General features: G+C 69.4%; 20 protein-coding genes. 13 read left to right on the forward strand and 7 right to left on the reverse strand.

Annotation, left to right across the window (positions count from 1 at the left end):
- Positions 1-50: 50 nt before the first annotated feature.
- Positions 51-1,964, forward strand: coding sequence for an IucA/IucC family protein (locus OFY01_RS12330; protein WP_266599182.1), 1,914 nt, complete (start codon positions 51-53; stop codon positions 1,962-1,964).
- 40 nt (positions 1,965-2,004) lie between these two features.
- On the forward strand, positions 2,005-3,978 hold the full coding sequence (locus OFY01_RS12335; protein ID WP_266599184.1) for an ATP-dependent DNA helicase: 1,974 nt from the start codon (positions 2,005-2,007) through the stop codon (positions 3,976-3,978).
- Positions 3,979-4,170: 192 nt separating this feature from the next.
- On the opposite strand, the gene lexA is transcribed toward OFY01_RS12335, so the two are convergent.
- Positions 4,171-4,956 carry a transcriptional repressor LexA gene (gene lexA, locus OFY01_RS12340; RefSeq protein ID WP_266599186.1) on the reverse strand — a complete coding sequence of 262 codons (786 nt, stop codon included), beginning with the start codon at positions 4,954-4,956 and terminating at the stop codon, positions 4,171-4,173.
- Between the two features lie 513 nt (positions 4,957-5,469).
- Between lexA and nrdR the strand changes: the two genes are divergently transcribed.
- The 6 genes from nrdR (at position 5,470) to OFY01_RS12370 (ending at position 13,597) form a co-directional block, all read left to right on the forward strand.
- Positions 5,470-6,015 (forward strand): transcriptional regulator NrdR, encoded by a 546-nt coding sequence (gene nrdR, locus OFY01_RS12345; protein ID WP_266599188.1) that lies wholly within the window; start codon positions 5,470-5,472, stop codon positions 6,013-6,015.
- 138 nt (positions 6,016-6,153) lie between these two features.
- Entirely contained in the window at positions 6,154-9,051 is a 2,898-nt protein-coding gene (locus tag OFY01_RS12350) for a vitamin B12-dependent ribonucleotide reductase (protein ID WP_266599190.1), read from the forward strand.
- Positions 9,052-9,220: 169 nt separating this feature from the next.
- Positions 9,221-10,336, forward strand: coding sequence for a tyrosine-type recombinase/integrase (locus OFY01_RS12355; protein ID WP_266599192.1), 1,116 nt, complete (start codon positions 9,221-9,223; stop codon positions 10,334-10,336).
- A complete protein-coding gene (locus OFY01_RS12360) occupies positions 10,333-10,659 on the forward strand; it encodes a helix-turn-helix domain-containing protein (RefSeq protein ID WP_266599194.1) in 327 nt (108 codons plus the stop codon). The genes OFY01_RS12355 and OFY01_RS12360 overlap by 4 nt, the downstream gene beginning before the upstream one ends.
- Positions 10,656-12,929, forward strand: coding sequence for a hypothetical protein (locus OFY01_RS12365; RefSeq protein ID WP_266599196.1), 2,274 nt, complete (start codon positions 10,656-10,658; stop codon positions 12,927-12,929). Before OFY01_RS12360 ends, OFY01_RS12365 begins: the two co-directional genes overlap by 4 nt.
- A 74-nt stretch (positions 12,930-13,003) precedes the next feature.
- Positions 13,004-13,597 (forward strand): HNH endonuclease family protein, encoded by a 594-nt coding sequence (locus OFY01_RS12370; RefSeq protein ID WP_266599198.1) that lies wholly within the window; start codon positions 13,004-13,006, stop codon positions 13,595-13,597.
- Here the strand turns inward: OFY01_RS12370 and OFY01_RS12375 are convergent.
- The gene (locus OFY01_RS12375) at positions 13,584-14,066 is read right to left on the reverse strand and encodes a diadenosine tetraphosphate hydrolase (RefSeq protein ID WP_266599200.1); all 483 of its coding nucleotides are present in this window, start codon (positions 14,064-14,066) and stop codon (positions 13,584-13,586) included. The genes OFY01_RS12370 and OFY01_RS12375 overlap by 14 nt on opposite strands.
- Positions 14,067-14,254: 188 nt before the next feature.
- Positions 14,255-14,791: a TerD family protein gene (locus tag OFY01_RS12380; RefSeq protein WP_266599202.1), complete on the reverse strand. Its 537-nt coding sequence runs from the start codon at positions 14,789-14,791 to the stop codon at positions 14,255-14,257.
- Between the two features lie 111 nt (positions 14,792-14,902).
- Between OFY01_RS12380 and OFY01_RS12385 the strand changes: the two genes are divergently transcribed.
- The 3 genes from OFY01_RS12385 to OFY01_RS12395 all read left to right on the forward strand — a co-directional run bounded on the left by OFY01_RS12385 (position 14,903) and on the right by OFY01_RS12395 (position 17,213).
- Positions 14,903-15,508, forward strand: a complete 606-nt coding sequence (locus OFY01_RS12385; protein ID WP_266599204.1) for a YdbC family protein — start codon at positions 14,903-14,905, stop codon at positions 15,506-15,508.
- Between the two features lie 118 nt (positions 15,509-15,626).
- Entirely contained in the window at positions 15,627-16,286 is a 660-nt protein-coding gene (locus OFY01_RS12390) for a histidine phosphatase family protein (protein WP_266599206.1), read from the forward strand.
- A gap of 12 nt (positions 16,287-16,298) precedes the next feature.
- Positions 16,299-17,213, forward strand: a complete 915-nt coding sequence (locus tag OFY01_RS12395) for an ADP-ribosylglycohydrolase family protein (protein WP_266599208.1) — start codon at positions 16,299-16,301, stop codon at positions 17,211-17,213.
- A 120-nt stretch (positions 17,214-17,333) separates the two neighbouring features.
- Here OFY01_RS12395 and OFY01_RS12400 read toward each other — a convergent pair whose 3' ends face one another.
- Positions 17,334-18,881 carry an MFS transporter gene (locus tag OFY01_RS12400; RefSeq protein WP_266599321.1) on the reverse strand — a complete coding sequence of 516 codons (1,548 nt, stop codon included), beginning with the start codon at positions 18,879-18,881 and terminating at the stop codon, positions 17,334-17,336.
- 158 nt (positions 18,882-19,039) lie between these two features.
- Here OFY01_RS12400 and OFY01_RS12405 point away from each other — a divergent pair, with 158 nt between their 5' ends.
- The gene (locus tag OFY01_RS12405) at positions 19,040-19,375 is read left to right on the forward strand and encodes a hypothetical protein (RefSeq protein WP_266599210.1); all 336 of its coding nucleotides are present in this window, start codon (positions 19,040-19,042) and stop codon (positions 19,373-19,375) included.
- Between the two features lie 30 nt (positions 19,376-19,405).
- Here the strand turns inward: OFY01_RS12405 and OFY01_RS12410 are convergent, their stop codons facing one another.
- Positions 19,406-19,909 carry a hypothetical protein gene (locus OFY01_RS12410; RefSeq protein WP_266599212.1) on the reverse strand — a complete coding sequence of 168 codons (504 nt, stop codon included), beginning with the start codon at positions 19,907-19,909 and terminating at the stop codon, positions 19,406-19,408.
- Positions 19,910-20,211: 302 nt separating this feature from the next.
- Here OFY01_RS12410 and OFY01_RS12415 point away from each other — a divergent pair, with 302 nt between their 5' ends.
- Positions 20,212-22,638 carry a hypothetical protein gene (locus tag OFY01_RS12415; RefSeq protein WP_266599214.1) on the forward strand — a complete coding sequence of 809 codons (2,427 nt, stop codon included), beginning with the start codon at positions 20,212-20,214 and terminating at the stop codon, positions 22,636-22,638.
- A 60-nt stretch (positions 22,639-22,698) separates the two neighbouring features.
- On the opposite strand, the gene OFY01_RS12420 is transcribed toward OFY01_RS12415, so the two are convergent.
- Positions 22,699-23,496: a hypothetical protein gene (locus OFY01_RS12420; RefSeq protein ID WP_266599216.1), complete on the reverse strand. Its 798-nt coding sequence runs from the start codon at positions 23,494-23,496 to the stop codon at positions 22,699-22,701.
- Positions 23,493-23,834 (reverse strand): PadR family transcriptional regulator, encoded by a 342-nt coding sequence (locus OFY01_RS12425; protein ID WP_266599218.1) that lies wholly within the window; start codon positions 23,832-23,834, stop codon positions 23,493-23,495. Before OFY01_RS12425 ends, OFY01_RS12420 begins: the two co-directional genes overlap by 4 nt.
- Between the last annotated feature and the right edge of the window lie 79 nt (positions 23,835-23,913).

Raw genomic sequence — 23,913 nt, forward strand, 5'->3', positions numbered from 1 at the left:
ACTCTTAGTAACGACCCTCGATCCGATCCGGTTCCCGATGAGGAGTCCCCGTGCCGAATCCGTCTGACGTCCCCAGTCCCGGAGAGCCGCCCCTGCTGTACGACCCGCCCGAGCTGACCCGCGCCAGCTGGTCTCGGGCGGGCGGCCGCCTGCTGGCCAAGCTGATCGGTGAGTTCGCGTACGAGGGCATCGTCGAGCCGGTCCCCGTCGACGCGCTGCCGCACGAGACGTCGTACGGCAGCCACGACTACGCCCTGACCGTGCCCCCGGCTCCGGCCACGGCCTCGGCAGCCCCGCAACCGGGACGGCGCCCCGAGTCGGGAGGAAGCCGCACACTCCGGTTCCGTGCCCGCCGGGGCGCGTACGGCAGCTGGCAGGTGGATCCGGCGAGTATCGGATGGGCCGCGACGGACGGCGGCGCCCCGACCGCGCGGCCGCTGGACGACCCGCTTGCCTTCGTCCGGCAGGCCAAGGGCCTCCTCGGTCTCGACGGACCCACGCTCGGACACCTCATCCGTGAACTCACCGTCACCCTGGCCGCCGACGCACGGCTCGACCACACCGCGCTGTGCGCCGCCGACCTCGCCGACCTCGGTTACGCGGAGCTGGAAGGGCACCAGACCGGACACCCCTGGCTCGTCCTGAACAAGGGCCGGCTCGGCTTCTCGGCCGCCGACGCCGCCCGCTGGGCACCCGAGGCCCGCCGCCGCACCAGCCTGCCCTGGATCGCCGTGCACACGCACCTCGCCACCTACCGCGGCGCCGCGGGCCTGGAGAACGCCGACTCCCTCTACACACGCGAACTCGACACCGCGACCCGGCAGATGTTCGCCGACACGCTGCGCGCCCGCGGCCTGGACCCGGCCATGTACCTCTACCTGCCCGTGCACCCGTGGCAGTGGGACGACATCGTGCTGCCGCTCTTCGCGCCCTCCGTGGCCGCGGACCAGATCGTGCCGCTGCCCACCGACGGTGATCTGCGGCTGCCGCAGCAGTCCATCCGTACCTTCCTCAACACCTCCCGCCCCGACCGGCACACGGTGAAACTCCCGCTATCGGTCCTCAACACACTGGTGTGGCGCGGGCTGCCGACGGAGCGCACACTGGCCGCTCCCGCCGTCACCGCCTGGATGCAGGGCCTGCGCGACGCCGATCCCTTCCTCAGGAGCGAGTGCGCGGTCGTCCTGCTCGGCGAGGTCGCGTCCGTGACCGTCGAGCACCCGCTGTACGACGGGCTCGACGAAGTCCCCTACCAGTACAAGGAACTACTGGGCGCCATCTGGCGCGAGCCGCTCTCCCGCCACCTCGCACCGGGGGAACGCGCGCGTACGCTCGCGTCCCTGCTCCACGTGGATCCGCGCGGCCGCGCGTTCACCGCTGAACTCGTCGACCGCTCGGGCGTGGCCCCGAAGACCTGGCTGCGCAGGCTGTTCGCCGCGCTGCTGCCGCCCCTGCTGCACTTCCTGTACCGCTACGGGACCGTCTTCTCGCCACACGGAGAGAACGCCATCGTCGTCTTCGACGACCACGATGTGCCCACCCGCCTGGCCGTCAAAGACTTCGTCGACGACGTCAACATCAGCGCGGAGCCGCTGCCCGAGCACGCCGCGATGCCGCGGGACGTGCGGGACGTGCTGCTCACGGAGCGTCCCGACTTCCTCACCCAGTTCATCCACTCCGGACTCTTCGTCGGCGTCTTCCGGTACCTGGCGCCGCTCTACGAGGAGCAGCTCGGCCTGCCCGAGACCGAGTTCTGGTCCCTCTTGCGCGCCGAGATCCTCGGCCACCACGCCCGCTTCCCGGAGCTGAAGGAGCGGTTCGAGATGTTCGACCTCCTCACGCCGCGCATCGAGCGCCTGTGCCTGAACCGCAACCGGCTCCACCTCGACGGCTACCGCGACCGGTCGCACCGCCCGCACGCCGCCGTGCACGGCACCGTCGCCAACCCCCTTCACCAGCCGTGACCGCCGGGTTGTCAGTGGAGCACCGTAGGGTGGTCGAGCTATGACGAAGCCCTCACTCCCCGAGCTCCTGCACGCCGCCGTCACCGCGGTCGGCGGCACCGAGCGCCCTGGCCAGGTCACCATGGCCGAGACGGTCGCCGAGACCATCGACGACGGTTCCCACCTGCTCGTCCAGGCGGGCACCGGCACCGGAAAGTCGCTCGGCTACCTCGTGCCCGCCCTGGCCCACGGGGAGCGCGTCGTGGTGGCCACCGCCACGCTCGCCCTGCAGCGCCAGCTCGTCGAGCGGGACCTGCCCCGCACCGTCGACGCACTGCACCCGCTGCTGCGCCGCCGCCCCGACTTCGCCATGCTCAAGGGACGGTCCAACTATCTGTGCCTGCACCGGCTCCACGAGGGCGTGCCGCAGGATGAGGAAGAGGGCCTGTTCGACCAGTTCGAGGCGGCCGCCCCGACCAGCAAGCTGGGCCAGGACCTGCTGCGGATGCGGGACTGGGCGGACGAGACGGAGACGGGCGACCGCGACGACCTCACGCCGGGCGTCTCGGACCGGGCATGGGCGCAGGTCTCGGTCTCCTCCCGGGAGTGCCTGGGCGCATCGAAATGCGCGTACGGACAGGAGTGCTTCGCCGAGCTGTCGCGCGAGCGCGCCAAGCTCGCCGACGTCATCGTGACCAACCACGCCCTCCTCGCCATCGATGCCATCGAAGGCGCCCCCGTCCTGCCGCAGCACGAGGTCCTGATCGTCGACGAGGCCCATGAGCTGGTCTCCCGCGTGACCGGTGTGGCGACCGGCGAACTGACCCCCGGGCAGGTCAACCGCGCGGTGCGTCGAGCGGCCAAGCTGGTCGACGAGAAGGCCGCCGACCAGCTCCAGACCGCCGCCGAGGGGTTCGAGCGGCTGATGGAGCTGGCGCTGCCGGGGCGCCTGGAGGAGATCCCGGAAGACCTGGGTTACGCGCTCATGGCGCTGCGGGACGCTGCCCGTACGGTGATCACCGCGCTGGGGTCCACCCGGGACAAGTCCGTCCAGGACGAGGACGCGGTGCGTAAGCAGGCCCTCGCCTCGGTGGAGACGGTCCACGACGTGGCGGAGCGTGTGACGAACGGTTCGGAGTACGACGTCGTCTGGTACGAGCGGCACGACCGGTTCGGGGCCTCCCTGCGCGTGGCGCCGATGTCCGTGTCCGGGCTGCTGAGGGAGAAGCTCTTCTCCGACCGGTCCGTCATCCTCACGTCGGCGACCCTGAAACTCGGCGGGGACTTCAACGGCGTCGGTGCATCCCTCGGCCTGGCCCCGGAGGGCACGAGCGGGGACGACCTGCCCGTGTGGAAGGGAGTGGATGTCGGCTCGCCGTTCGACTATCCGAAGCAGGGCATTCTCTACGTGGCCAAGCACCTGGCCCGCCCCGCCCGCGACGGCGCGCGGACCGACATGATGGACGAGCTGTCCGAGCTGATGCAGGCCGCCGGCGGCAGGACGCTCGGGCTCTTCTCCTCGATGCGCGCCGCTCAGGCGGCGGCCGAGGAACTGCGTCCCCGCCTCCCCGAGTTCCCGATCCTGCTGCAGGGCGAGGACACCCTCGGTGAGCTGATCAAGGGTTTCGCCGCGGACCCGAAGACGTGCTTGTTCGGCACGTTGTCGCTGTGGCAGGGCGTGGACGTGCCCGGCACCGGCTGCCAGCTGGTCGTCATGGACAAGATCCCGTTTCCGCGCCCCGACGACCCTCTGATGAGCGCCCGCCAGAAGGCGGTCGAGGAGGCGGGCGGCAATGGCTTCATGGCCGTCGCGGCGACACATGCCGCGCTGCTCATGGCGCAGGGCGCGGGCCGACTCGTGCGGGCGACCGGCGACCGCGGGGTGGTGGCCGTACTCGATCCGCGGCTGGCTACGGCACGGTACGGAAGCTATCTGCGTGCCTCCATGCCGGACTTCTGGTACACGACAGACCGTAATCAGGTGCGCCGGTCGCTCGCGGCGATCGACGCGGCGGCGAAGGCGGAGGAGAAGTGACGTAGGGCCGGTCCGGCCACATCAGGCAGAATCGGCCGACCGGACAGGGACGACCCGGACGGGGGGCGACCCGGACAGGGACGACCCGGACGGGGCCGAGAGTGGGAACATCCGTTCCGAGCCGGGGCGCCTGACAGCGCTGGGCCCCGGAACCGGCGCAGTTGGTCCCGGGGCCCGGTCAGGGAGGCAGGGTCACACACGTCGCAGAACGGCCACCACCTTGCCGAGGATCGTCGCCTCGTCGCCGGGGATCGGCTGGTACGCGGAGTTGTGCGGGAGCAGCCAGACATGGCCCTCCTCGCGCTTGAAACGCTTGACGGTGGCCTCGCCGTCGAGCATGGCGGCCACGATGTCTCCGTTCTCCGCGACCGGCTGGCGACGGACCGTGACCCAGTCCCCGTCGCAGATCGCCGCCTCGATCATCGAGTCGCCGACGACCTTCAGGACGAACAGCTCGCCGTCACCGACCAGCTGGCGGGGGAGGGGAAAGACGTCCTCGACGGACTCCTCGGCGAGGATCGGGCCACCGGCGGCGATGCGGCCGACCAGCGGCACATACGACGCCGAGGGCTTGCCCGCCGTGTCCGTGGGCTGCGCGCTGGGCTGGTCCGAGCCCCGGACCTCGTACGCGCGCGGGCGGTGCGGGTCACGGCGCAGGAAGCCCTTGCGCTCGAGCGCCATCAGCTGGTGCGCCACCGACGACGTGCTGGACAGGCCCACCGCCTGACCGATCTCCCGCATGGACGGCGGGTATCCCCGACGCTGTACGGAATCCCGGATGACCTCGATCACGCGCCGCTGGCGGTCGGTGAGGCCGGAGCTGTCCGCGCGGATCCCTGGAGGTCGGCCGGGCAGTGAACGCCCGGTCTTGGGGCCCTCCGGATTCATGGCTGCGTCGTTCACGGCATGCACCGGCTCGAGTCGGCCCTGGGCGCGGCCCTGGGCAGTGATGGTGGCACTGTCTGCGGTGGTGGTCACGTCGGTCGGCCCCTCTCGAGAATGTCTCCCTAGCTAGCCAACGGTAGTTCCTTTCGAAAGGTTGCGCCAAACACACGTTCGAGTGAAAAATTCCAGATTACTTGTCGTGATCATGTGCCCAGGTGTATGCGGAGTGCGTGCGCGAGGGTCATTTCCGCTCAATCCGGTACGCTTCACCGCCGGGGCGGACACCTCCTGCGCAGGCTTCCCCAGTCTGCCACTCGCCCCCTCCTCGACCGGGCACCGCCCCTCCGTCGAGCGCCGCCCCGCGGGGCGGCCGCGCCCCGTGGCCTGATGCGGCGCGCGGGCCGAACTCGGGCCGTGCGACACGCTCTAGCGCCAAAAAGGCAGTCGAACCCCAGATGTAGTGGTTGGATTGCATCAGTGGCCCAGAAGTTGTGGTCCCCCGTCCTCGAGCGTCGGTGGCATCGCCTATGCTTGGGGCTGCTTCGAGGGGCGTGAACCAGCCTCTCGTGGCTATCGAGTCGTGCCGTGAAGGAGGGTTGGGAGTTCATGCACTGCCCCTTCTGCAGGCATCCCGACAGCCGTGTCGTCGACAGTCGGACCACCGACGACGGCACGTCCATCCGCCGCCGCCGTCAGTGCCCGGACTGCTCCCGTCGATTCACGACGGTGGAGACGTGCTCACTGATGGTGATCAAGCGGAGCGGAGTCACCGAGCCCTTCAGTCGCACCAAGGTCATCAACGGCGTGCGCAAGGCGTGCCAGGGACGCCCGGTGACCGAGGACGCCCTCGCCCAGCTCGGCCAGCGGGTCGAGGAGGCGGTGCGGGCCACCGGAAGCGCCGAGCTGACCACCCATGACGTGGGTCTGGCCATACTCGGCCCGCTCCAGGAGCTCGACCTCGTCGCCTACCTGCGGTTCGCGTCCGTGTACCGGGCGTTCGACTCGCTGGAGGACTTCGAGGCGGCGATCGCGGAACTGAGGGAACAGGCGCCCGGGGCGGAGCCGGGCGGCGCGGGCGGACCGCGCGCGGAGAGCGACGGCGGGACCGGGGGGACTGCGGAGGTCCCCGTGCCCGCCCGCGCCGCCGACTGACCCGGCCGGGGTCGGTCGGCGGCGGATCAGAGACCTGTCGCAGCCGGTGAGAACGACGGCCGCGACACAAGACACACACCGTGCCACGGGAAGATCGTGGCACTTCAGGGCGTTTTAGCCCGATGTATGGGAGGCGGCATGACAGAGACGGCGAGCGGTCCGGCAGCGCGAGGTTCCCGAGCCAAGGGTTCCAAGGCCGGCAAGGGCCTGCGTATCGAGCGCATCCACACCACCCCCGGCGTGCATCCGTACGACGAGGTGGAGTGGGCGCATCGTGACGTCGTCATGACCAACTGGCGCGACGGCTCGGTCAACTTCGAGCAGCGTGGCGTCGAGTTCCCCGAGTTCTGGTCGGTGAACGCGGTCAACATCGTCACCAGCAAGTACTTCAGGGGCGCCGTGGGCACCCCGCAGCGTGAGGTGAGCCTGAAGCAGCTCATCGACCGCATCGTGAAGACGTACCGCAAGGCCGGTGAGGACTACAAGTACTTCGCCTCGCCCGCCGACGCCGAGATCTTCGAGCACGAGCTGGCCTATGCCCTCCTGCACCAGATCTTCAGCTTCAACTCGCCGGTCTGGTTCAACGTCGGAACGCCGCAGCCCCAGCAGGTCTCCGCCTGCTTCATCCTGTCCGTCGACGACTCCATGGAGTCGATCCTCGACTGGTACAAGGAAGAGGGCATGATCTTCAAGGGCGGCTCCGGGGCCGGCCTGAACCTCTCCCGTATCCGCTCTTCCAAGGAACTGCTCTCCTCCGGCGGCAACGCCTCGGGTCCCGTCTCCTTCATGCGCGGTGCCGACGCCTCTGCAGGAACGATCAAGTCCGGTGGGGCCACGCGCCGGGCGGCGAAGATGGTCATTCTCGACGTCGACCACCCCGACATCGAGGACTTCATCGAGACCAAGGTGAAGGAGGAGGAGAAGATCCGCGCGCTGCGCGACGCGGGCTTCGACATGGACCTGGGCGGCGACGACATCACGTCCGTCCAGTACCAGAACGCCAACAACTCGGTCCGTGTGAACGACGAGTTCATGAAGGCCGTCGAGTCGGGGTCCAAGTTCGGCCTGCGCGGCCGCATGGACGGCGAGGTCATCGAGGAGGTCGACGCCAAGGCGCTCTTCCGCAAGATGGCCGAGGCCGCCTGGGCCTGCGCCGACCCCGGTATTCAGTACGACGACACCATCAACCACTGGCACACGTGCCCGGAATCCGGCCGGATCAACGGCTCGAACCCGTGCAGCGAGTACATGCACCTGGACAACACGTCCTGCAACCTCGCCTCGCTGAACCTGATGAAGTTCCTCAAGGACGACGGCAAGGGCAACCAGTCCTTCGACGTCGAGCGCTTCGCGAAGGTCGTCGAGCTGGTCATCACCGCGATGGACATCTCGATCTGCTTCGCGGACTTCCCGACGCAGAAGATCGGCGAGAACACCCGGGCCTTCCGCCAGCTCGGTATCGGCTACGCGAACCTGGGCGCCCTGCTCATGGCGACCGGCCACGCCTACGACTCGGACGGCGGGCGCGCCCTCGCCGGCGCCATCACGTCGCTGATGACGGGTACGTCCTACAAGCGCTCCGCCGAGCTGGCCGCGGTCGTCGGCCCGTACGACGGCTACGCCAAGAACGCCACCCCGCACCAGCGGGTGATGAAGCAGCACGCCGACGCCAATGCCGCGGCCGTCCGCATGGACGACCTGGACACCCCGATCTGGGCCGCCGCCACGGAGGCATGGCAGGACGTGGTCCGCCTCGGCGCGAAGAACGGTTTCCGTAACTCGCAGGCATCGGTCATCGCCCCGACCGGCACCATCGGTCTCGCGATGTCCTGCGACACCACCGGCCTGGAGCCCGACCTCGCCCTGGTCAAGTTCAAGAAGCTGGTCGGTGGCGGCTCGATGCAGATCGTCAACGGCACCGTGCCGCAGGCCCTGCGCCGCCTGGGCTACCAGGAGGAGCAGATCGAGGCGATCGTCGCGCACATCGCCGAGAACGGGAACGTCATCGACGCTCCCGGCCTCAAGCTTGAGCACTACGAGGTGTTCGACTGCGCCATGGGCGAGCGTTCCATCTCCGCGATGGGCCACGTCCGCATGATGGCCGCGATCCAGCCGTGGATCTCCGGCGCCCTGTCCAAGACGGTCAACATGCCGGAGTCGGCGACCGTCGAGGAGGTCGAGGAGATCTACTTCGAGGCATGGAAGCTCGGCGTCAAGGCGCTCGCGATCTACCGTGACAACTGCAAGGTCGGCCAGCCCCTCTCCGCCAAGAAGAAGGAGCAGGAGAAGGCCGAGGTCACGGAGAAGACCGAGGCGACCATCCGCGAGGCCGTCGAGAAGGTCGTCGAGTACCGCCCGGTCCGCAAGCGTCTGCCCAAGGGCCGTCCCGGCATCACCACCTCCTTCACGGTGGGCGGCGCCGAGGGCTACATGACCGCCAACTCCTACCCGGACGACGGTCTCGGCGAGGTCTTCTTGAAGATGTCCAAGCAGGGCTCGACCCTCGCGGGCATGATGGACGCCTTCTCCATCGCCGTCTCGGTCGGACTGCAGTACGGCGTGCCGCTCGAGACGTACGTCTCGAAGTTCACCAACATGCGCTTCGAACCGGCCGGCATGACGGACGACCCGGACGTGCGGATGGCGCAGTCGATCGTCGACTACATCTTCCGCCGCCTGGCGCTCGACTTCCTGCCCTTCGAGACGCGCTCCGCGCTCGGCATCCACTCCGCCGAGGAGCGTCAGCGCCACTTGGAGACCGGCTCGTACGAGCCGACGGAGGACGAGGTCGACGTCGAGGGCCTGGCGCAGTCCGCGCCCCGGCAGATCGAGTCCCCGAAGGCCGTTCAGGCACCGCAGGCCGAGACCGCCGACAAGCCCGCCTCGAAGCAGGCGCACACCAGCGCCGAACTCGTCGAGATGCAGCTGGGCATCCAGGCCGACGCCCCGCTCTGCTTCTCCTGCGGCACCAAGATGCAGCGCGCCGGCTCCTGCTACATCTGCGAGGGCTGCGGCTCCACCAGCGGCTGCAGCTGAAAACGGGCGGAATTGCATCTGCTGCATCATTGAGCACCCGTTGCTGAGGTCGTTGACCAGCACGTGAGAGAGGGAGCCGACCTTCGGTCGGCTCCCTCTCTGCTGTTACCGGCCTGGACTGATGCCGTCTGCGGCGTAACCGATGCATCGATGTTGCGTTGAATGCATCGTGACGAGAGCAGCTGAACTGCCGGGTGCGGCCTCGCTCGTGCTGGCTTCGGGGGTCGTGCATCTCGACCCGGCCCCGGCGGTCTTCGCGGCGATGCTGGACGGCTGGGCCATGCAGCAGCGGACCCGGTTTCTGAAGGCGTCGACGATCCAGTCCCGCACCGATCTGGTACGGCGCTTCGCGGCCTACACCAACGAGTACCCGTGGCAGTGGCGGCCGGTCGAGGTGGAGGCGTTCATCGACCATCTGCGATCGGGGCAGAGGCCGATCGTGGTCTCCACCGCTCGCGGGTATCAGAACACGCTGCGGTTGTTCATGGAGTACGTCACCGACGTTCGCTATGCGTGGCCGCGGGAGTGTGAGGAGAAGTTCGGCCGGGCGCCGGTGCAGATCCTGCACGAGTGGAACACCGTCGCGCACGTCGCCGAGTACGAGGGCGATCCGCGGCGTCGGCCGCTGACCTACGACGAGGTCCAAGCCCTGTTCGACGCCGCGGACGGGCGAGTGGAGGAGATCAGGGCTCGGCGGCGCAAGGGCGCGCTGGCCGCGATGCGTGACGCCGTGCTGCTGAAGACCGTCTACGCCTACGGGCTGCGCCGTCGGGAGGCGTGGGGTCTGGACCTGACCGATCTGCGGCACAATCCGAAGGCCCGTCAGTACGGCCGGTGCGGCGCCTTCTACGTCCGCTGGGGCAAGTCGTCCAAGGGCAGTCCGCCCAAGCGGCGGACCGTACTCACGGTCCCGGAGATGGACTGGATCGTCCCCGTGCTGGAGCAGTGGCTCGACGAGATCCGGCCCGGCTTCGGCCCGGGACGGCTTCCGGCCCTGTGGGTGACCGAGCGGCAGAGCCGTCTCTCGCGCCGCTCGGTGAACGAGGCGTTCGAGGCGGCGCGCGATGCCGCCGGCCTGCCCGAGGAACTCGATCTGCACTGCCTGCGGCACTCCTACGTCACGCACCTGATCGAGTTCGACTACCCGGAGCGGTTCGTCCAGGACCAGGTCGGCCACGAGTACGCGTCCACCACCGCGCTCTACACCGGCGTCAGCGACGAGTACCGCAACCGGCTGCTCCAGCGTTCCCTGGACCGCCACGCAGACCGATGGAGCGTCTCGTGAACCGTAAGATGGGCTACCAGTGGCACCTGCGCAAGGTCATGGCCGAGCGCGGGATGTTCGCCACCACTGACCTCGTGCCCCTGCTCGCCGAGCGCGGAGTGCACTTGTCCCGGGAGCAGGTCTTCCGCCTCGTGACCCAGCCGCCACAGCGCATGTCGATGGACACCCTGGCGGCCCTCTGCGACATCCTCGACTGCCAGGTCCAGGACCTCATCGAGATCACGGTCGTCAACCAGCAGGTCCGCAAGACCGGCACCGGCGGCAGCGACCAGGCCGTCCCGCAAGTACGCCGCACGTCCATCCGGCGCCCGGAGGGACTGTGACTGCACCGGCTGAAGTGGTCGACGAACTCGTGGAGTTGCTACGGAACGTCTTGCCAGAGGCCGACAGCGCCACGTTGTCGGCACACGTCGTGAACCTGCGGCTGCGCCGCCCCGCGGCCGGCGAACTGCTTGGCTACCTTAAGGACTTCTCGGACGCGCTGACGTCGGGCCACTCCGGTGGCCCGGCCGCACGGCTTCGTCTCCTGGACGCCCTCGCCGCCGACTACCCGTCCGTCCAGCGGGCCCGGTGCGTGCGCTGCGGCCGGGTCCAGACGCTGCGGCACCGCCTGGATGACGGCCGGGCCTGCGTCACCTGCTACAGCCGACAGCACGTCGAGACGTGTGTCCGCTGCGGCGATCTGCGCGAGGTCGCCTGGCGGCAGGCGGACGGCGGAGCCGTCTGCCCCAAGTGCAAGCGCCGCGACACGTCCTTCTGGCAGCAGTGCTGCGTCTGCGGCAAGTCGGCGCCGGTCGTCAGCCGCCGGGACGGACAGCCGTTCTGCCAGAACTGCTGGTCCGCGCCGCTGCACACCTGCACTGACTGCGGTCGTGATCGCCCTGTGTGCTCCTACACCGAGCGAGGCCCCCTCTGCAAAGGCTGTTACCACCGGGAGAGAGCTGCCGAGTGCGGCGAGTGCGGACGGGTAACAGCAAACCGCCGCCGCGACCGGACGTCCGGCGCACTGGTCTGCGAACGCTGCTGGAACCCGCCCGTGCTCACCTGCGTCGACTGCGGTCAGCAGCGCCCCTGCCCACGCGGACTGCGCACGGGCGAGCCGCGCTGCGGTAGTTGCTGCTCGCGCAGGCGCCCGCGACGGACGTGCGCTCGCTGCGGAAAGGTCCAGCACATCCACTCGCGGCTGCCGCTCGGAGACGTCTGCAGTCCCTGCCACACGAAGATCCGCAGAAACACGGCCCCGTGCGCCCAATGCACTGCCGTCCGGCCCCTCATCGGCACGGACGCCGCCGACCGCGCGATCTGCGGTCCCTGCGCAGGCGATGCCCGGGAGTGGAACTGCCGCCGTTGCGACCGCTTCGACGCCCTGTTCTCCGACGGTCTGTGTCCGCGCTGCGTTGCCCACGACCGCGTACACCGACTGCTGTCCGGCCCAGACGGACATCTCCGGCCCCAGCTGACGCCTCTGCTCGAACTCCTCGATGCCGAGTCGGACCCCTACCAGATCCTGCTCTGGCTCTACCGGTCCGACTGGGGCAGTCTCCTGGGGCGCCTCGCCACCGACCACGAGGAGATCACCCACGGCCTCCTCGACACCTTCCCCTCCCACCGCAAGCACGTCCAATACCTGCGCCAGGTCCTGGTGACGGCCGGTGTCCTGCCCACCCGCGACGAACACCTCGACTCCATCCCGGCCTGGCTCGACACCCTTCTCGCCGCCCAGCCGCCGCACATCATCACGCTCATCCGCCCCTACGCGTCCTGGTCGGTGCTGCGCCGAGCACGCGGTCTCAGCATGCGACGGGCCTCAACCCCCAGCGTCCGCAAGTACGCGCGCTCCCGCATCCTGATCGCCGTCCGCTTCCTGAACTGGCTCGATGAACAGCATCTGACGCTGACCACGGTCACACAGGCGCACGTGGACGCCTGGCTGGACGCCGGCACCCACACCCACCACCGCCTGCGCGACTTCCTGCGCTGGGCCCACAGCCGCCGCCTCGCTCCCGAACTCCACATCCCCTGGCTCGGCAGCGGCCGGAGCGAGCCCGGCGACATCCTCGATGACCAAGAGCGCTGGCAACTGCTGCGACGCTGCCTCACCGACGAGGACATCCCGCTGCACCAGCGCGTCGCCGGCGCCCTCGTCCTGCTCTACGGGCAACGCCCCCAGCGCATCGTTACGCTCACCCGCTCCCACATCAGCACGCGCGGCGAGCGCACCTATCTCACCCTCGACCGGCACCCGGTCCTGCTGCCTCCCCCGCTCGCCGCGATCGTCCAACGGCTGGTCGCCGCCGAGCCGTTCGGCCGCCGCCCCATCATCCGCGACCTCGCCCCGGTCAGCGAACTCCTCTTCCCCGGTGCGCGCCCCGGCGCTTGCATGGACTACGGCCGTCTCACACACCAGCTCAACACGCTCGGCATCCGCGTCATCCCCGCACGCAACAGCGCGCTGTGCGCCCTGGCCGACGACCTCCCCGCCCCGGTCGTCGCCGACCTGCTCGGAGTTCATATCAACACCGCCGTCCGATGGGGCAAACTCGTCAAACGAGACTGGACCGCCTACCTCGCGGCCCGCACCGACAGCGGGTAACAGCAACCACGAACCGGAGGCCACCCTCGATGCCCCAGCACGGCCCCCGACGTGACGACGAATGCCTGCCCTCCATGCCGTCCCCGCCGAGCGAACAGCCGCAGCACGACGATCAACTGGCGCTGTTCGGGCCTCCGCAACGAGCACGCATCCCCGCCGAACTCTGGCAGAGCTGGCTCGACGATCCGGCCGTCGTGGCGCGTTTCGAGGCCAAGCGCTACCGGCGATCCGAACAGACTTGCTGGATATGGGCGGCCGGAATCTCCTCGACCGGCCATGGGACCTTTCGCGCCGCAAGCCTCCCCGGCCGCTCCCGTCGGGGCACGGTCCCCGCGCATCTCTTCGCTTACCAGCTCGAACACGGCGTCATCCCGCGCCTCGGCTGGTCCGGAGCCGACGATCCCTGCCTCTGCCACCGCTGCGACGAAGCAGGATGCGTCAACCCCGCTCACCTGCGCCTGGGCACCAACGCCGAGAACCGCGCCGAATGGGCCAGGCGCCACCGCAACCCCCACGGGCCGCTCGCTGACCTCCGCGGCGCCGCAGGACGAGCCAGAGCCGTCGCCGCCGCCATCCGCGCGGGCATCACGGCAGGAGACACCGCCGACCAGATCGAACGGCGAATCCGCGAAGCCCAGACCGCAGGCGCGCCGCTCACTCTGTGGTGAGGGACAACCCGTCCAGTTCGACTGCGATCGCCTGCCGCAGCTCGTCATGCTGCGGACCGAGGACGAACCGCTCGTCACTCCATCGATCACTCGGATACAGCCACACCGGCTTTCCCACCAACTCGCTGGGCTCCCAATCGAACCGCGGCCACACATGGGCATGCAGGAAGCTGTCGGTGTTACCAAGGATCTCCAGATTCACGCGCCTGAAGGCAGGGTCCAGGCGGCGGCAAGAGCGTTCTACCGCTTCCCCAAGGCGATCCATGTCGGAGAGAAAGGACATCCGCTTCGGCTTCGGCAGATCCGACAGACGTTGCACATCCGGATCATCGACCAACAGCACCGAGTAGCCGGGCAGCCACTGGACGTCCCCGATCACCGCGAACCCAGCCGTCAGCCGTCGCAACACAGTGGGGTTCTCGCCCCTCAGGGCACTCCCGATCCGATCCTTACGCCAGTGATCCGTCATGGCGGGAACCTACACGGCACCGATCATTGGGACCTTGTCGGCCCGTGATCCATCTGAATACCGCAGCCCAGCAATAAGTGATCTCCACCAGTATACCGGGCGGCCTGACCCGGCCGATCGCCTGACGTGAGGGGCGGCGGGACCGTGATGGTTCCGCCGCCCCTTCGCCGTCCTCGATCCGCGAGGCCCTAGAGGGAGCCCATCGCCGAGGCGAACGCGTCCAGGTCGCCGTCGAAGCCGCGCACCGTCTCCCGGAACGACCACTCGCCGTCGGTGTCGCGGACGAACTCGCCGACCGTGGCCGCCGTGGAACCGGCGACGGTCGCGAAGTCGTGCTCCGACAGCACTGTGTAGCCTTCACGGATGCGTACGGCGGCGCTCGGTATGGCGTCGAACACCTTGTGCGGGCCGTCGAGTTGCTCGTCCTGCTGTATGACCGCGCCCACGACCACGCGCGCGTAGCGCTCGGAAAGACGCTCCAACTCCAGCGTCATGACCTCGTCGTAGCCGAAGCCCTGACCGGTCCTGCTGTCCCGGTTCAGGTTGATGGTCCCGTCGGGGGACCGGCTGTCGAAGTGCACGAGATAGTCGGGACTGCCGTGCGGGTCGTCCCTCGTGTACGTGGCCGCCACGAGGTCCAGGTCGTGGGGAGGCGAACCGAGTGGGCTCGGGTCCCACTTCAGCCCGACCTCGACCTTGTCGATCCCTTTGCGGAGACTGCTCACCGAACTCCCCCTTCTCGGCGCGTTCTTGAGTGCTACTGACACGCTACGTCCTCCGACTGACAACACGGCGACCTGGTCACGGCTTCACGTACCGGGCCGTACGATGGCGCGGTGCTGGTCAAGTGGATTCGCTGCACCGTGGTGGACCGTCGGGGGTTCGAGCGGGGGCAGCGGAAATGGGCGGGGCTCCTGGGCGAGCCGGGGTTCCGTGGGCAGGGCGGCGGCTGGAGCCGGAAGCGGCCCGACGTGGCCCACGTCTTCGGGTTCTGGGAGAGCCGCGCCTTCTACGACTCGTTCATGGCCCGCTCCCACGACCGGCTGGCCGCCGCGCAGTCGGGAACGTACAAGGACATCCACACCCACCTGTTCGACCACCTCTTCGATGTGAAGACAGGGTTCGAGCCGACGTTCACGGAAGCGGACGTCGTCCGGGTCGCGCACTGCACGGTGCACGCCGAGCGGGCCGAGCACTTCACCCTGATGCAGCAGAAGGTGTGGAACCCGGCCATGGCGGGATCGCCCGGGATGGTGCGGGGCCTGTTCGGTGAGGCGGCCGGGAACGAGTTCCTGGTGCTGTCGATGTGGCAGTCGGCGGCCGAGCACGGGAAGTACCAGGCCGACCGGGTGGAGCGGCTCTCGCTGCGGGCCCAGACGGACGCCGACGTGGCCGCCATCGCCGGGGACATCGTCCAGCTCGACCCGTCCTGGACCGTGTGAACGCGTGGCCACGCGCGCGTGGACCGAGATCCGCGCCGGGTCGGCCGTCTGTGTCACGTACACCGCACGGAGTCCGTACGTGTGCTCGAACCCGGGAGATTCGATCTAGGGTCGTGGCATGTCACGACCGCGGCGCATCGTTCTTGTCAGGCACGGGGAATCCGAAGGCAACGCAGACGACACCGTGTACGAGCGCGAGCCCGACCACGCCCTCGCCCTCACCCCTACGGGGCAGCGGCAGGCGGAAGAGACCGGCGCGCGGCTGCGGGAGCTGTTCGGGCCCGAACGGGTGAGCGTGTACGTGTCGCCGTACCGCCGCACGCACGACACGTTCCGTGCCTTCCGGCTGGACCCGGGTCTCGTACGGGTGCGGGAGGAACCGCGGCTGCGCGAGCAGGACTGGGGCAACTGGCAGGACCGCGACGACGTGCGCCTGCAGAAGGCGTACCGTGACGCCTACGGACACTTCTTCTACCGGTTCGCCCAGGGCGAGTCGGGCGCTGACGTGTACGACCGGGTGGGAGCGTTCCTGGAGAGCCTGTACCGCAGCTTCGAGCACCCCGATCATCCGCCGAACGTGCTGATCGTGACGCACGGCCTGACGATGCGGCTGTTCTGCATGCGCTGGTTCCACTGGACCGTCGCGGACTTCGAGTCGTTGTCGAACCCCGGGAACGGGGAGACGCGGATGCTCGTTCTGGGAGAGAACGGCAAGTACACCCTGGACCGACCTTTCGAACGCTGGTGCGAACCGCAGCCCTACGGCGTCAGCGGATAGAGTGGCAGAGCGATGACCGCTGAATCCTCTCCAGAACGGCGCCTGGGCCGCGCCCTCGCCGCCCTGCGCGGGCTCAGCGTGGGAGACGCCCTGGGGTCACAGTTCTTCGCCCCGGCGAACTATCCGCTCCTCAAGCGCCGTGCGCTGCCTGATGGCGTATGGCGCTGGAGCGACGACACCGAGATGGCGTGCTCCGTGGTCGCCGTCCTGGCCGCCCGTGGCCGCATCGACCAGGACGACCTCGCTCGCTCCTTCGCCGAGCATCACGGTCCCGACCGCGACTACGGACCGGCGGTGACCCGGCTGCTCGGGCAGATCCGGGAGGGCGGCGACTGGCGGGCACTGGCCTCGGCGCTCTTCGACGGGCGCGGTTCGTGGGGGAACGGGGCGGCGATGCGCATCGCGCCACTCGGCGCCTACTACGCGGACGACCCGGAGCAGGCCACGCACCAGGCCGAGATCTCGGCATACCCGACCCATCAGCACCGGGAGGCCGTCGTCGGCGCGATGGCCGTGGCGGCCGCGTCGGCGCTGGTCGCGGACCCGGCGGGTGTGCCGACCCCCCAGGCCCTGCTGGACGGTGTGATCGCACTCGTGCCGCGCAGCGCCGTGGGCGCTGGGCTGCGCAGAGCCAGGGACATGCTCGACTACGGCGACCCGGTCACGGTGGCCGCGGTGCTGGGGTGTGGTCGGCGTACGACGGCGCACGACACGGTGCCGTTCGCCCTCTGGTCGGCGGCGCGGGGCCTCGGCGACTTCGAGCGTGCCTTCTGGGACACGGTCCGCGTCGGCGGCGACATGGACACGACGTGCGCCATGGTCGGCGGTGTCGTGGCCTCCGGCAAGGGCGGTACCCCGCCCGCCGCGTGGCGGGAGAGGACCGAACCGCTGCCGCCGTGGGCGCCGACGCTCGCCGCATCGAGCTGACACCGCACACACCGGTCTGAGCCCAGCGGGCGCCGAGGCCGCCTCCCCGCCCGCGGGCCCCGGCAGCCGCCGCTCGACCCGGGCAGGACGCAGTGGGGACCCCGGTCCCGTGGCGCCGGCTCAGACGCCCCCGGCACCCGCCCTTCCGCTCAGCGCCTCCAGGTCGCTCTTGCGCACCTGTATGACGAAGAAGGCCACGAGCGCGGAGAGCACCGCAAGGGCCGCGGCGGCTATGAACGCGTGACCGATCCCGTGCGCCAGAACCGAGTCGCTCCAGGGCGAGGGGAGCGAGTGCGTCTTCGCGAAGTGCGCCTTCTGCTCCGGGGAACCCTGGGCGAGGAACTTCGGCACCTGCTTCTTCGCCTCGTCCTTGCCGGCGCTGCTGAAGAGGGTGGTGAGGATCGACAGCCCCAGAGCGCCACCCACCTGCTGCGTGGTGTTGAGCATGCCCGACGCGGCACCGGACTCGCTGTCGGCTATGCCGGAGACGGCGGTGAGGGTGAGCGTGACGAAGTTCAGGCCCATGCCGAAGCCGAAGAACAGCATCGGTCCGAGCAGCCCGCCCAGGTAGGAGCTGGACGGATCGATGAGCGTCAGCCAGCCCATCCCCACGGCGGTCAGCACACCGCCACTGACCATGAACGGTTTGGGTCCCAGGCGGGGCAGCAGATTGGTGGCGAGGCCCGCCGCGACGATGATCGCGGCGGTCACCGGCAGGAAGGCGAGCCCGGCCCTGATCGGGCTGTAGTGCAGTACGTTCTGCACGAACAGCACGATGAAGAAGAACATGCCGAACATCGCGGCCGCGAGGCTCAGCATCATCGCGTACGTGCCCGAGCGGTTGCGGTCGGCGAACAGCTTGAGCGGCGTGATCGGCTGTGCCGTGCGTCGCTCGATCGCCACGAAGGTGAGCAGGAGGACCACGGAGACGCCGAACGAGGTGACGGTGAGGTTGTCGCTCCAGCCGTCCTTGGCCGCGCGGATGAATCCGTAGACGAGGGCGGCCATGCCGACGGTCGACGACAGCGCCCCGGCCAGGTCGAACCGGCCCGGATGGCGCTCGGACTCCTTGATGTAGCGCGGCGCGAGCAAGGCTATGAACACGCCGATCGGTACGTTGACGAAGAGCACCCAGCGCCAGTTGAGCCAGTCGGTCAGCATGCCGCCCGCGATGAGGCCGATGGCACCCCCGCCGGCGGAGACGGACGCGAAGACGCCGAACGCCCTGTTGCGCTCGGGGCCTTCGGGAAACGTCGTGGCGATCAGCGCGAGTGACGTGGGTGAGGCGATGGCGCCGCCGACACCCTGAAGTGCGCGCGCCGCGAGCAACTGCCACGGCTCCTGGGCGAATCCACCGAGCAGGGAGGCCAGGCTGAACAGGCCGATGCCGACGATGAACATGCGTCGACGGCCCAGGAGGTCACCGGCGCGGCCGCCGAGCAGCAGCATGCCGCCGAAGGTGAGCGCGTAGGCATTGATCACCCAGGTCAGATCGCTCGTCGAGAAGCCGAGAGCCGTCTGGATGTGCGGCAGGGCGATGTTCACGATGGTGGCGTCGAGCACCACCATCAGTTGGCACGCGGCGATCACCGCGAGGGCGATGCCGGGGTGGGAAGGGCGGTGCGAGGCCGAACGGGGTGTGCTGGATGTGGGTGGTTTCAGCTGGATCTGATCGTGCGTCACGGGCGGGTCCCCCCGGTAGACAGCGTTAGAGAACGGCAACGTTCCCTAAGGGGAACCGTAGTGGTCCCGCAGGTGTGAACGCAAGCGTTCTTTATGTGAGTTGCCCGGACTGCGTTGCGTCGGAGGCGACTTACGCTGATGTCATGGCCGACGAGGGTGTGGACGGGACGGCGCGGACTGAGCGGCTGGTGGTCGTCCACGACCCGGGAGGTCCGCGGAACGTACGTCTGCGGATGGCCGTCGGCCAGGAGGTCGCGGTCACGCTTCACGGCACGCCCGGGTACGGCTGGACGCCGGTCGAAGTCGTCGACGGGCCGCTGGCCGTGATCGCGGGGGAGGTGTGTGAGGGCGTCGCGCGGGCCGTGGTGCGCGCGGTCGGGCCAGGCCGCGGGGAGGTGCGGTCGACGTCGTCGTTCCGCGGGGACGGCTTCGGGCCGCAGACGCGGCTGTGGCGGCTGGCCGTGAGCGTGGAGGCGTGAGTCGGGGCGCCGGTCCCGGACGGTGGCCGCCTACGGCACGACGGTGAGGGTCAGGCGCCAGCGGCGAGAGGGCGGGCCGTGCGGGTCGGGGGTGTAGGTGTCGGCGGAGATCAGCTCGGCGGTGCCGGGGGAGTCGGCGCGGATCTCGGCCGTCCGGGTGCCGCCGGACGCGGCTCGGTCGGCGACCACGGACGCGACCGCAGGGTCGGAGCTGGCGATCGGTGTCCAGTCGTGGTCGGTGGACGGTTCGAGGTCGATGCGGATCCGCGTGCCGGTGTGCGCGCAGGCGCGCCGTTCCAAGGGGCCCGCCGGGGTGTGGGTGACCGTCATCGTTCCGCTGCCGCATCTACGGGCGGCGCTGCCGGTCGGAGGCTCGGGCGTGGTCGACACCACCGAAGCCGAAGCCGAAGCCGTCGGAAGCGTCGGCGGTGTGGCCGGGGCGCGGGTGTCGTGGCAGGCGCCCGCCGTCGCCAACAGTGACCCGACGGCGGCCAGAACGGCGAACGGCCTTGCCGCGATGCGGCGGTGTCCCATGACGCATGCTCCCGGGGGTGCGGTGCGGGCGGGGCAGAGCTGGTCGTGTGCGACCGAGGGGGCGGCACTCTGCGTCGTCATGCCGGACGCCCGGCAGCGAGGCAAGAGAAGTCCTGTGTCCTTACTGTGAGTTGACTGTACCGCGTAAATTCTCGGTCTCGTCGGGAACGTCGGCCGCCCGCCCTCTTGTGGCGTGACATGTCCGGTGCAAGCATCCCGCATTGCGAACACGCGCTCTATCGGCGTGAACGACCTTCACCCCACCGTGCCGGGTCATCCCCGGCTGCCCGAAGGGATGTTCAGTGATTCGTTCCAGACGCAGACGCGGTCACAGACCCAGTTCCGGACGCGGTCGCATAGCGGCTCTCACCGCAATCGTCGCCGTCGCCCCCGGGATCTGGCTCGCCGCCCCCGCGGCCCAGGCCGCCGCCCCGGCCTCCGACCACTCCACCGCCTCGGCGCACCACTCCGCCGACACCGGCCCGGCTGTCCGCCACGACACCTCCCCGACCCTGCGCGCCATGGCCGCCCGGGCCCACGCCCACCCGCACGGCCACCACTCGAAGAGGCCGCAGGACGACGACCCCGGCGAGGACCGGCTGCCGCACCCGCCCGCCTCGCCCGTGCCCGACCCTGTCGTCCAGTCCAGCCCCGGCGGCCCCTCCGCCCCGTCGACCGGCACGAATTTCGAGGGAATCGGTGCCGGAAACTACTCGATCACCGGCGTCCCGCCGGACCCGAACGCCGCCGTCGGCGCCACCCAGATCGTCGAGACCGTGAACACCGCGTACGCGGTGTTCTCCAAGACCGGCTCCACGGTCCTCGCTCCGACCGACACCAACACCCTGTGGTCCGGATTCGGCGGCAACTGCGAATCCACCAATGACGGTGACGCCGTGGTGCGCTGGGACAGCCTGGCGAGCCGCTGGGTGGTCACGCAGTTCGCCAACGTGCGCTCGTCCTCCGGCCCGTACTACGAGTGCGTCGCCGTCTCCACCGGCACGGACGCGACCGGCAGCTACCACCGGTACTCCTTCGAGTACGCGAACTTCCCCGACTACCCGAAGCTGTCGGTGTGGCCGGACGCGTACTACGTCACCTACAACATGTTCACCGCCTCCGGCAGCTTCCTGCACGGTGAGGCGTGTGCCATGGACCGGGCGAACATGCTGACCGGTGGGAGCGCCACCCAGCAGTGCTTCACCACCTCGTCGTCGTACGGCGGCCTGCTGGGCGCGGACCTGGACGGCTCCACCGCGCCGCCGTCCGGTGAGCCGGAGCTGATGATGTCGCTCGGGACCACCAGCTCGTCGCTCGCGTACTGGAAGTTCCACACGGACTGGAACACCCCGTCGAACTCGACCTTCAGCGGCCCGACCACGCTGTCCGTCGCCCCGTACACCACCGCGTGCGGCAGCTCCGGCACCTGTGTCCCGCAGTCCGGCACCAGCCAGCAACTGGACTCGCTCTCCGACCGGTTGATGTATCGGTTCGCCTACCGCAACTTCGGTGATCACGAGTCCCTGGTCGTGGACCACGCCGTCACCGCGGGCAGTTCGGTGGGCGTGCGCTGGTACGAGATGCGGCTCTCGGGCGGCAATCCGACCGTGTACCAGCAGGGCACGTACGCGCCGGACTCCACATACCGCTGGATGGGGTCGATCGCCGAGGACACGGCCGGGAACATCGCCCTCGGCTACTCGGACTCCTCGTCCTCCGCCCACCCGTCGATCCGCTACACAGGGCGCCTGGCCGGGGACACCCTCGGCACGATGACGCAGGGCGAGGTCACGGCGATCACCGGTGGCGGCTCGCAGACCAGTTACAGCCGTTGGGGCGACTACACCTCCATGTCCGTCGACCCGTCGGACGGCTGCACCTTCTGGTACACGAACGAGTACATCCCCTCCAACGGCAACTTCAACTGGCACACCAGGCTGGCCTCCTTCACCCTGCCCAACTGCGGTTCCACCGCCACCGACGACTTCTCGGTGGCCGTCGACCCGGCGTCGGGCAGCGTGGCCGCGGGCTCGTCGGCGTCCACCACGGTCTCCACCACGGTGACCTCCGGCTCGTCGCAGACGGTGGACCTGTCGGCGTCCGGCCTGCCCAGCGGTGCGACCGCGAGCTTCAGTCCGGCTTCGGTGACCGCGGGCAACTCGTCCACGCTCAAGGTGGCCACGTCGTCGTCGACGCCCGCGGGCACGTACGACATCACGGTCACCGCGAAGGGCTCCTCCGCCACGCACACCGCCACCTACACCCTCACGGTGAACTCCACAGGCACGGGCGGCGCCATCACCAACCCAGGCTTCGAACAGGGCAGCCTCACGGGCTGGACGCCGTCCGGAACGACCTCCGTGGTCGGCTCCGGCGTGCACAGCGGCAGCTACGCGGCGCAGGTCGGAGGCACCTCGCCGACCAACGGCGACTCGTCGATCGCCCAGAGCTTCACCGCCCCGGCCGGTACGAGCACTCTCGGCTTCTACTACTCCGTGACGTGCCCGGACTCCATCTGGTACGACTGGGCCACGGCGACCCTCAAGGACAACACGACGGGTACGACGACCACGGTCCTCGCCAAGACCTGTCCGTCGTCCGCGGCGTGGAGCCACAGCACGGCCTCGGTGACGGCCGGGCACAGTTACACGCTCACCCTGATCAGCCATGACGACGGCTGGCCCGGTGACGCCACCTACACCCACTACGACGACGTCACGCTCTCCTGACCCGTCGGCGTCACTCAGGAAGCCCGCCGGTCGCACCCATGACCGGCGGGCTTCCGGCGCTCACGCGTCGTCGGGATAACGGGACGCGCGCCGGAACTTCTCGCGCATCCTGTGCAGGTTGCGCGTCGCGAGCGCCAGGCCGAGCGCGGCGCCGCAGGCGAACCCCGCGTACGTGCCGTCGCTGAGGCCCTGACCGGAGCCGTGATCCGACGTCGCATACCACGTCAGCGTGCCCGAGACGGCCGCCGCGACCACGAACGTCAGTAGTCCCGCGTACAGCTTGCGCGTGAAGTAGACGCTGCGCCGCGGACGTTTTGGCAGCTCGCCCTTGTCGAGCGCGGCGGCCGGACCGGTCGAAGCGGCGAGTGGGCGCTTGTGGTAGGCGAGGTACATCCAGTGTCCACAGGGCTCCCAGCCGTCCGGTGCGATACGCGCCGTCAGCGTCGCGCGGTCCTTGCGGTCCACCACGTCGCGCCGGTACTCCCAGCGGAGCGTGGACCGCGGCTCGCGGTGGCTGATGAACCGGCCCAGCCTGTCGACCCGCTCGATCTCCCACCCCTGGGCGCCGAAGCGGTTCATCATTTCCTGGTCGACGTACGCGTCCGCGGTCCATACCCAGCGTTGCGCCCCGGGTTCCGGAGCCGGGGCGTCCGCCGCGCCCGGCGCACGGTGCCCCGCCAGTTGCGCGGCAAGTTCGGCGGCCGGACCGAATTCGGTCTGCGGGGCGTTGTCCGACTCGCCCACGTAGTCCCGGAGTTCGGCGACGACCGAGGTCACCTTCGCCTCGGGCGCGCCGTTGGACCGTAGGTGCGCCGCCAATTCGTCGAAGTACGCGCGCGTTGTGTGTTCTTCGCTCACTCTTCTGCTCCCCCTTTTGTCAGTACGGACTTCACGACCTGGTGAAACCGCAGCCACGCCGTGCCCTGCTCGTGCAGGAAGGCGCGGCCCTGTTCGGTGAGGCGGTAGTAACGCCGCCCCGGCCCGCGCTCGGCGGCGCGGAACTCCGCTTCCACCAGGGCGGCTTCCTCCAGCCGGTTCAGCACCGGGTAGAGCGTGCCGCCACGGATCTCGCCGAGACCGGATTCGGCGAGCTTCTTGGTGATTTCGTAGCCGTAGCTCTCACCTTCGGTGAGACAGGTCAGCACGGCGAGGTCGAGGACACCCTTGAGCCAGCTCGCCCGTCGGTCAGTAGCCATGAATAGATGACACCACTTAATAGGTTGGATAGCAACCTAGGTGGTGGGGCTGAGGAGTGGGCTGCCGAGCCGAATCGTT

The organism is Streptomyces beihaiensis (genome assembly GCF_026274175.1).
GTDB classification, from domain to species: Bacteria; Actinomycetota; Actinomycetes; order Streptomycetales; family Streptomycetaceae; genus Streptomyces; species Streptomyces beihaiensis.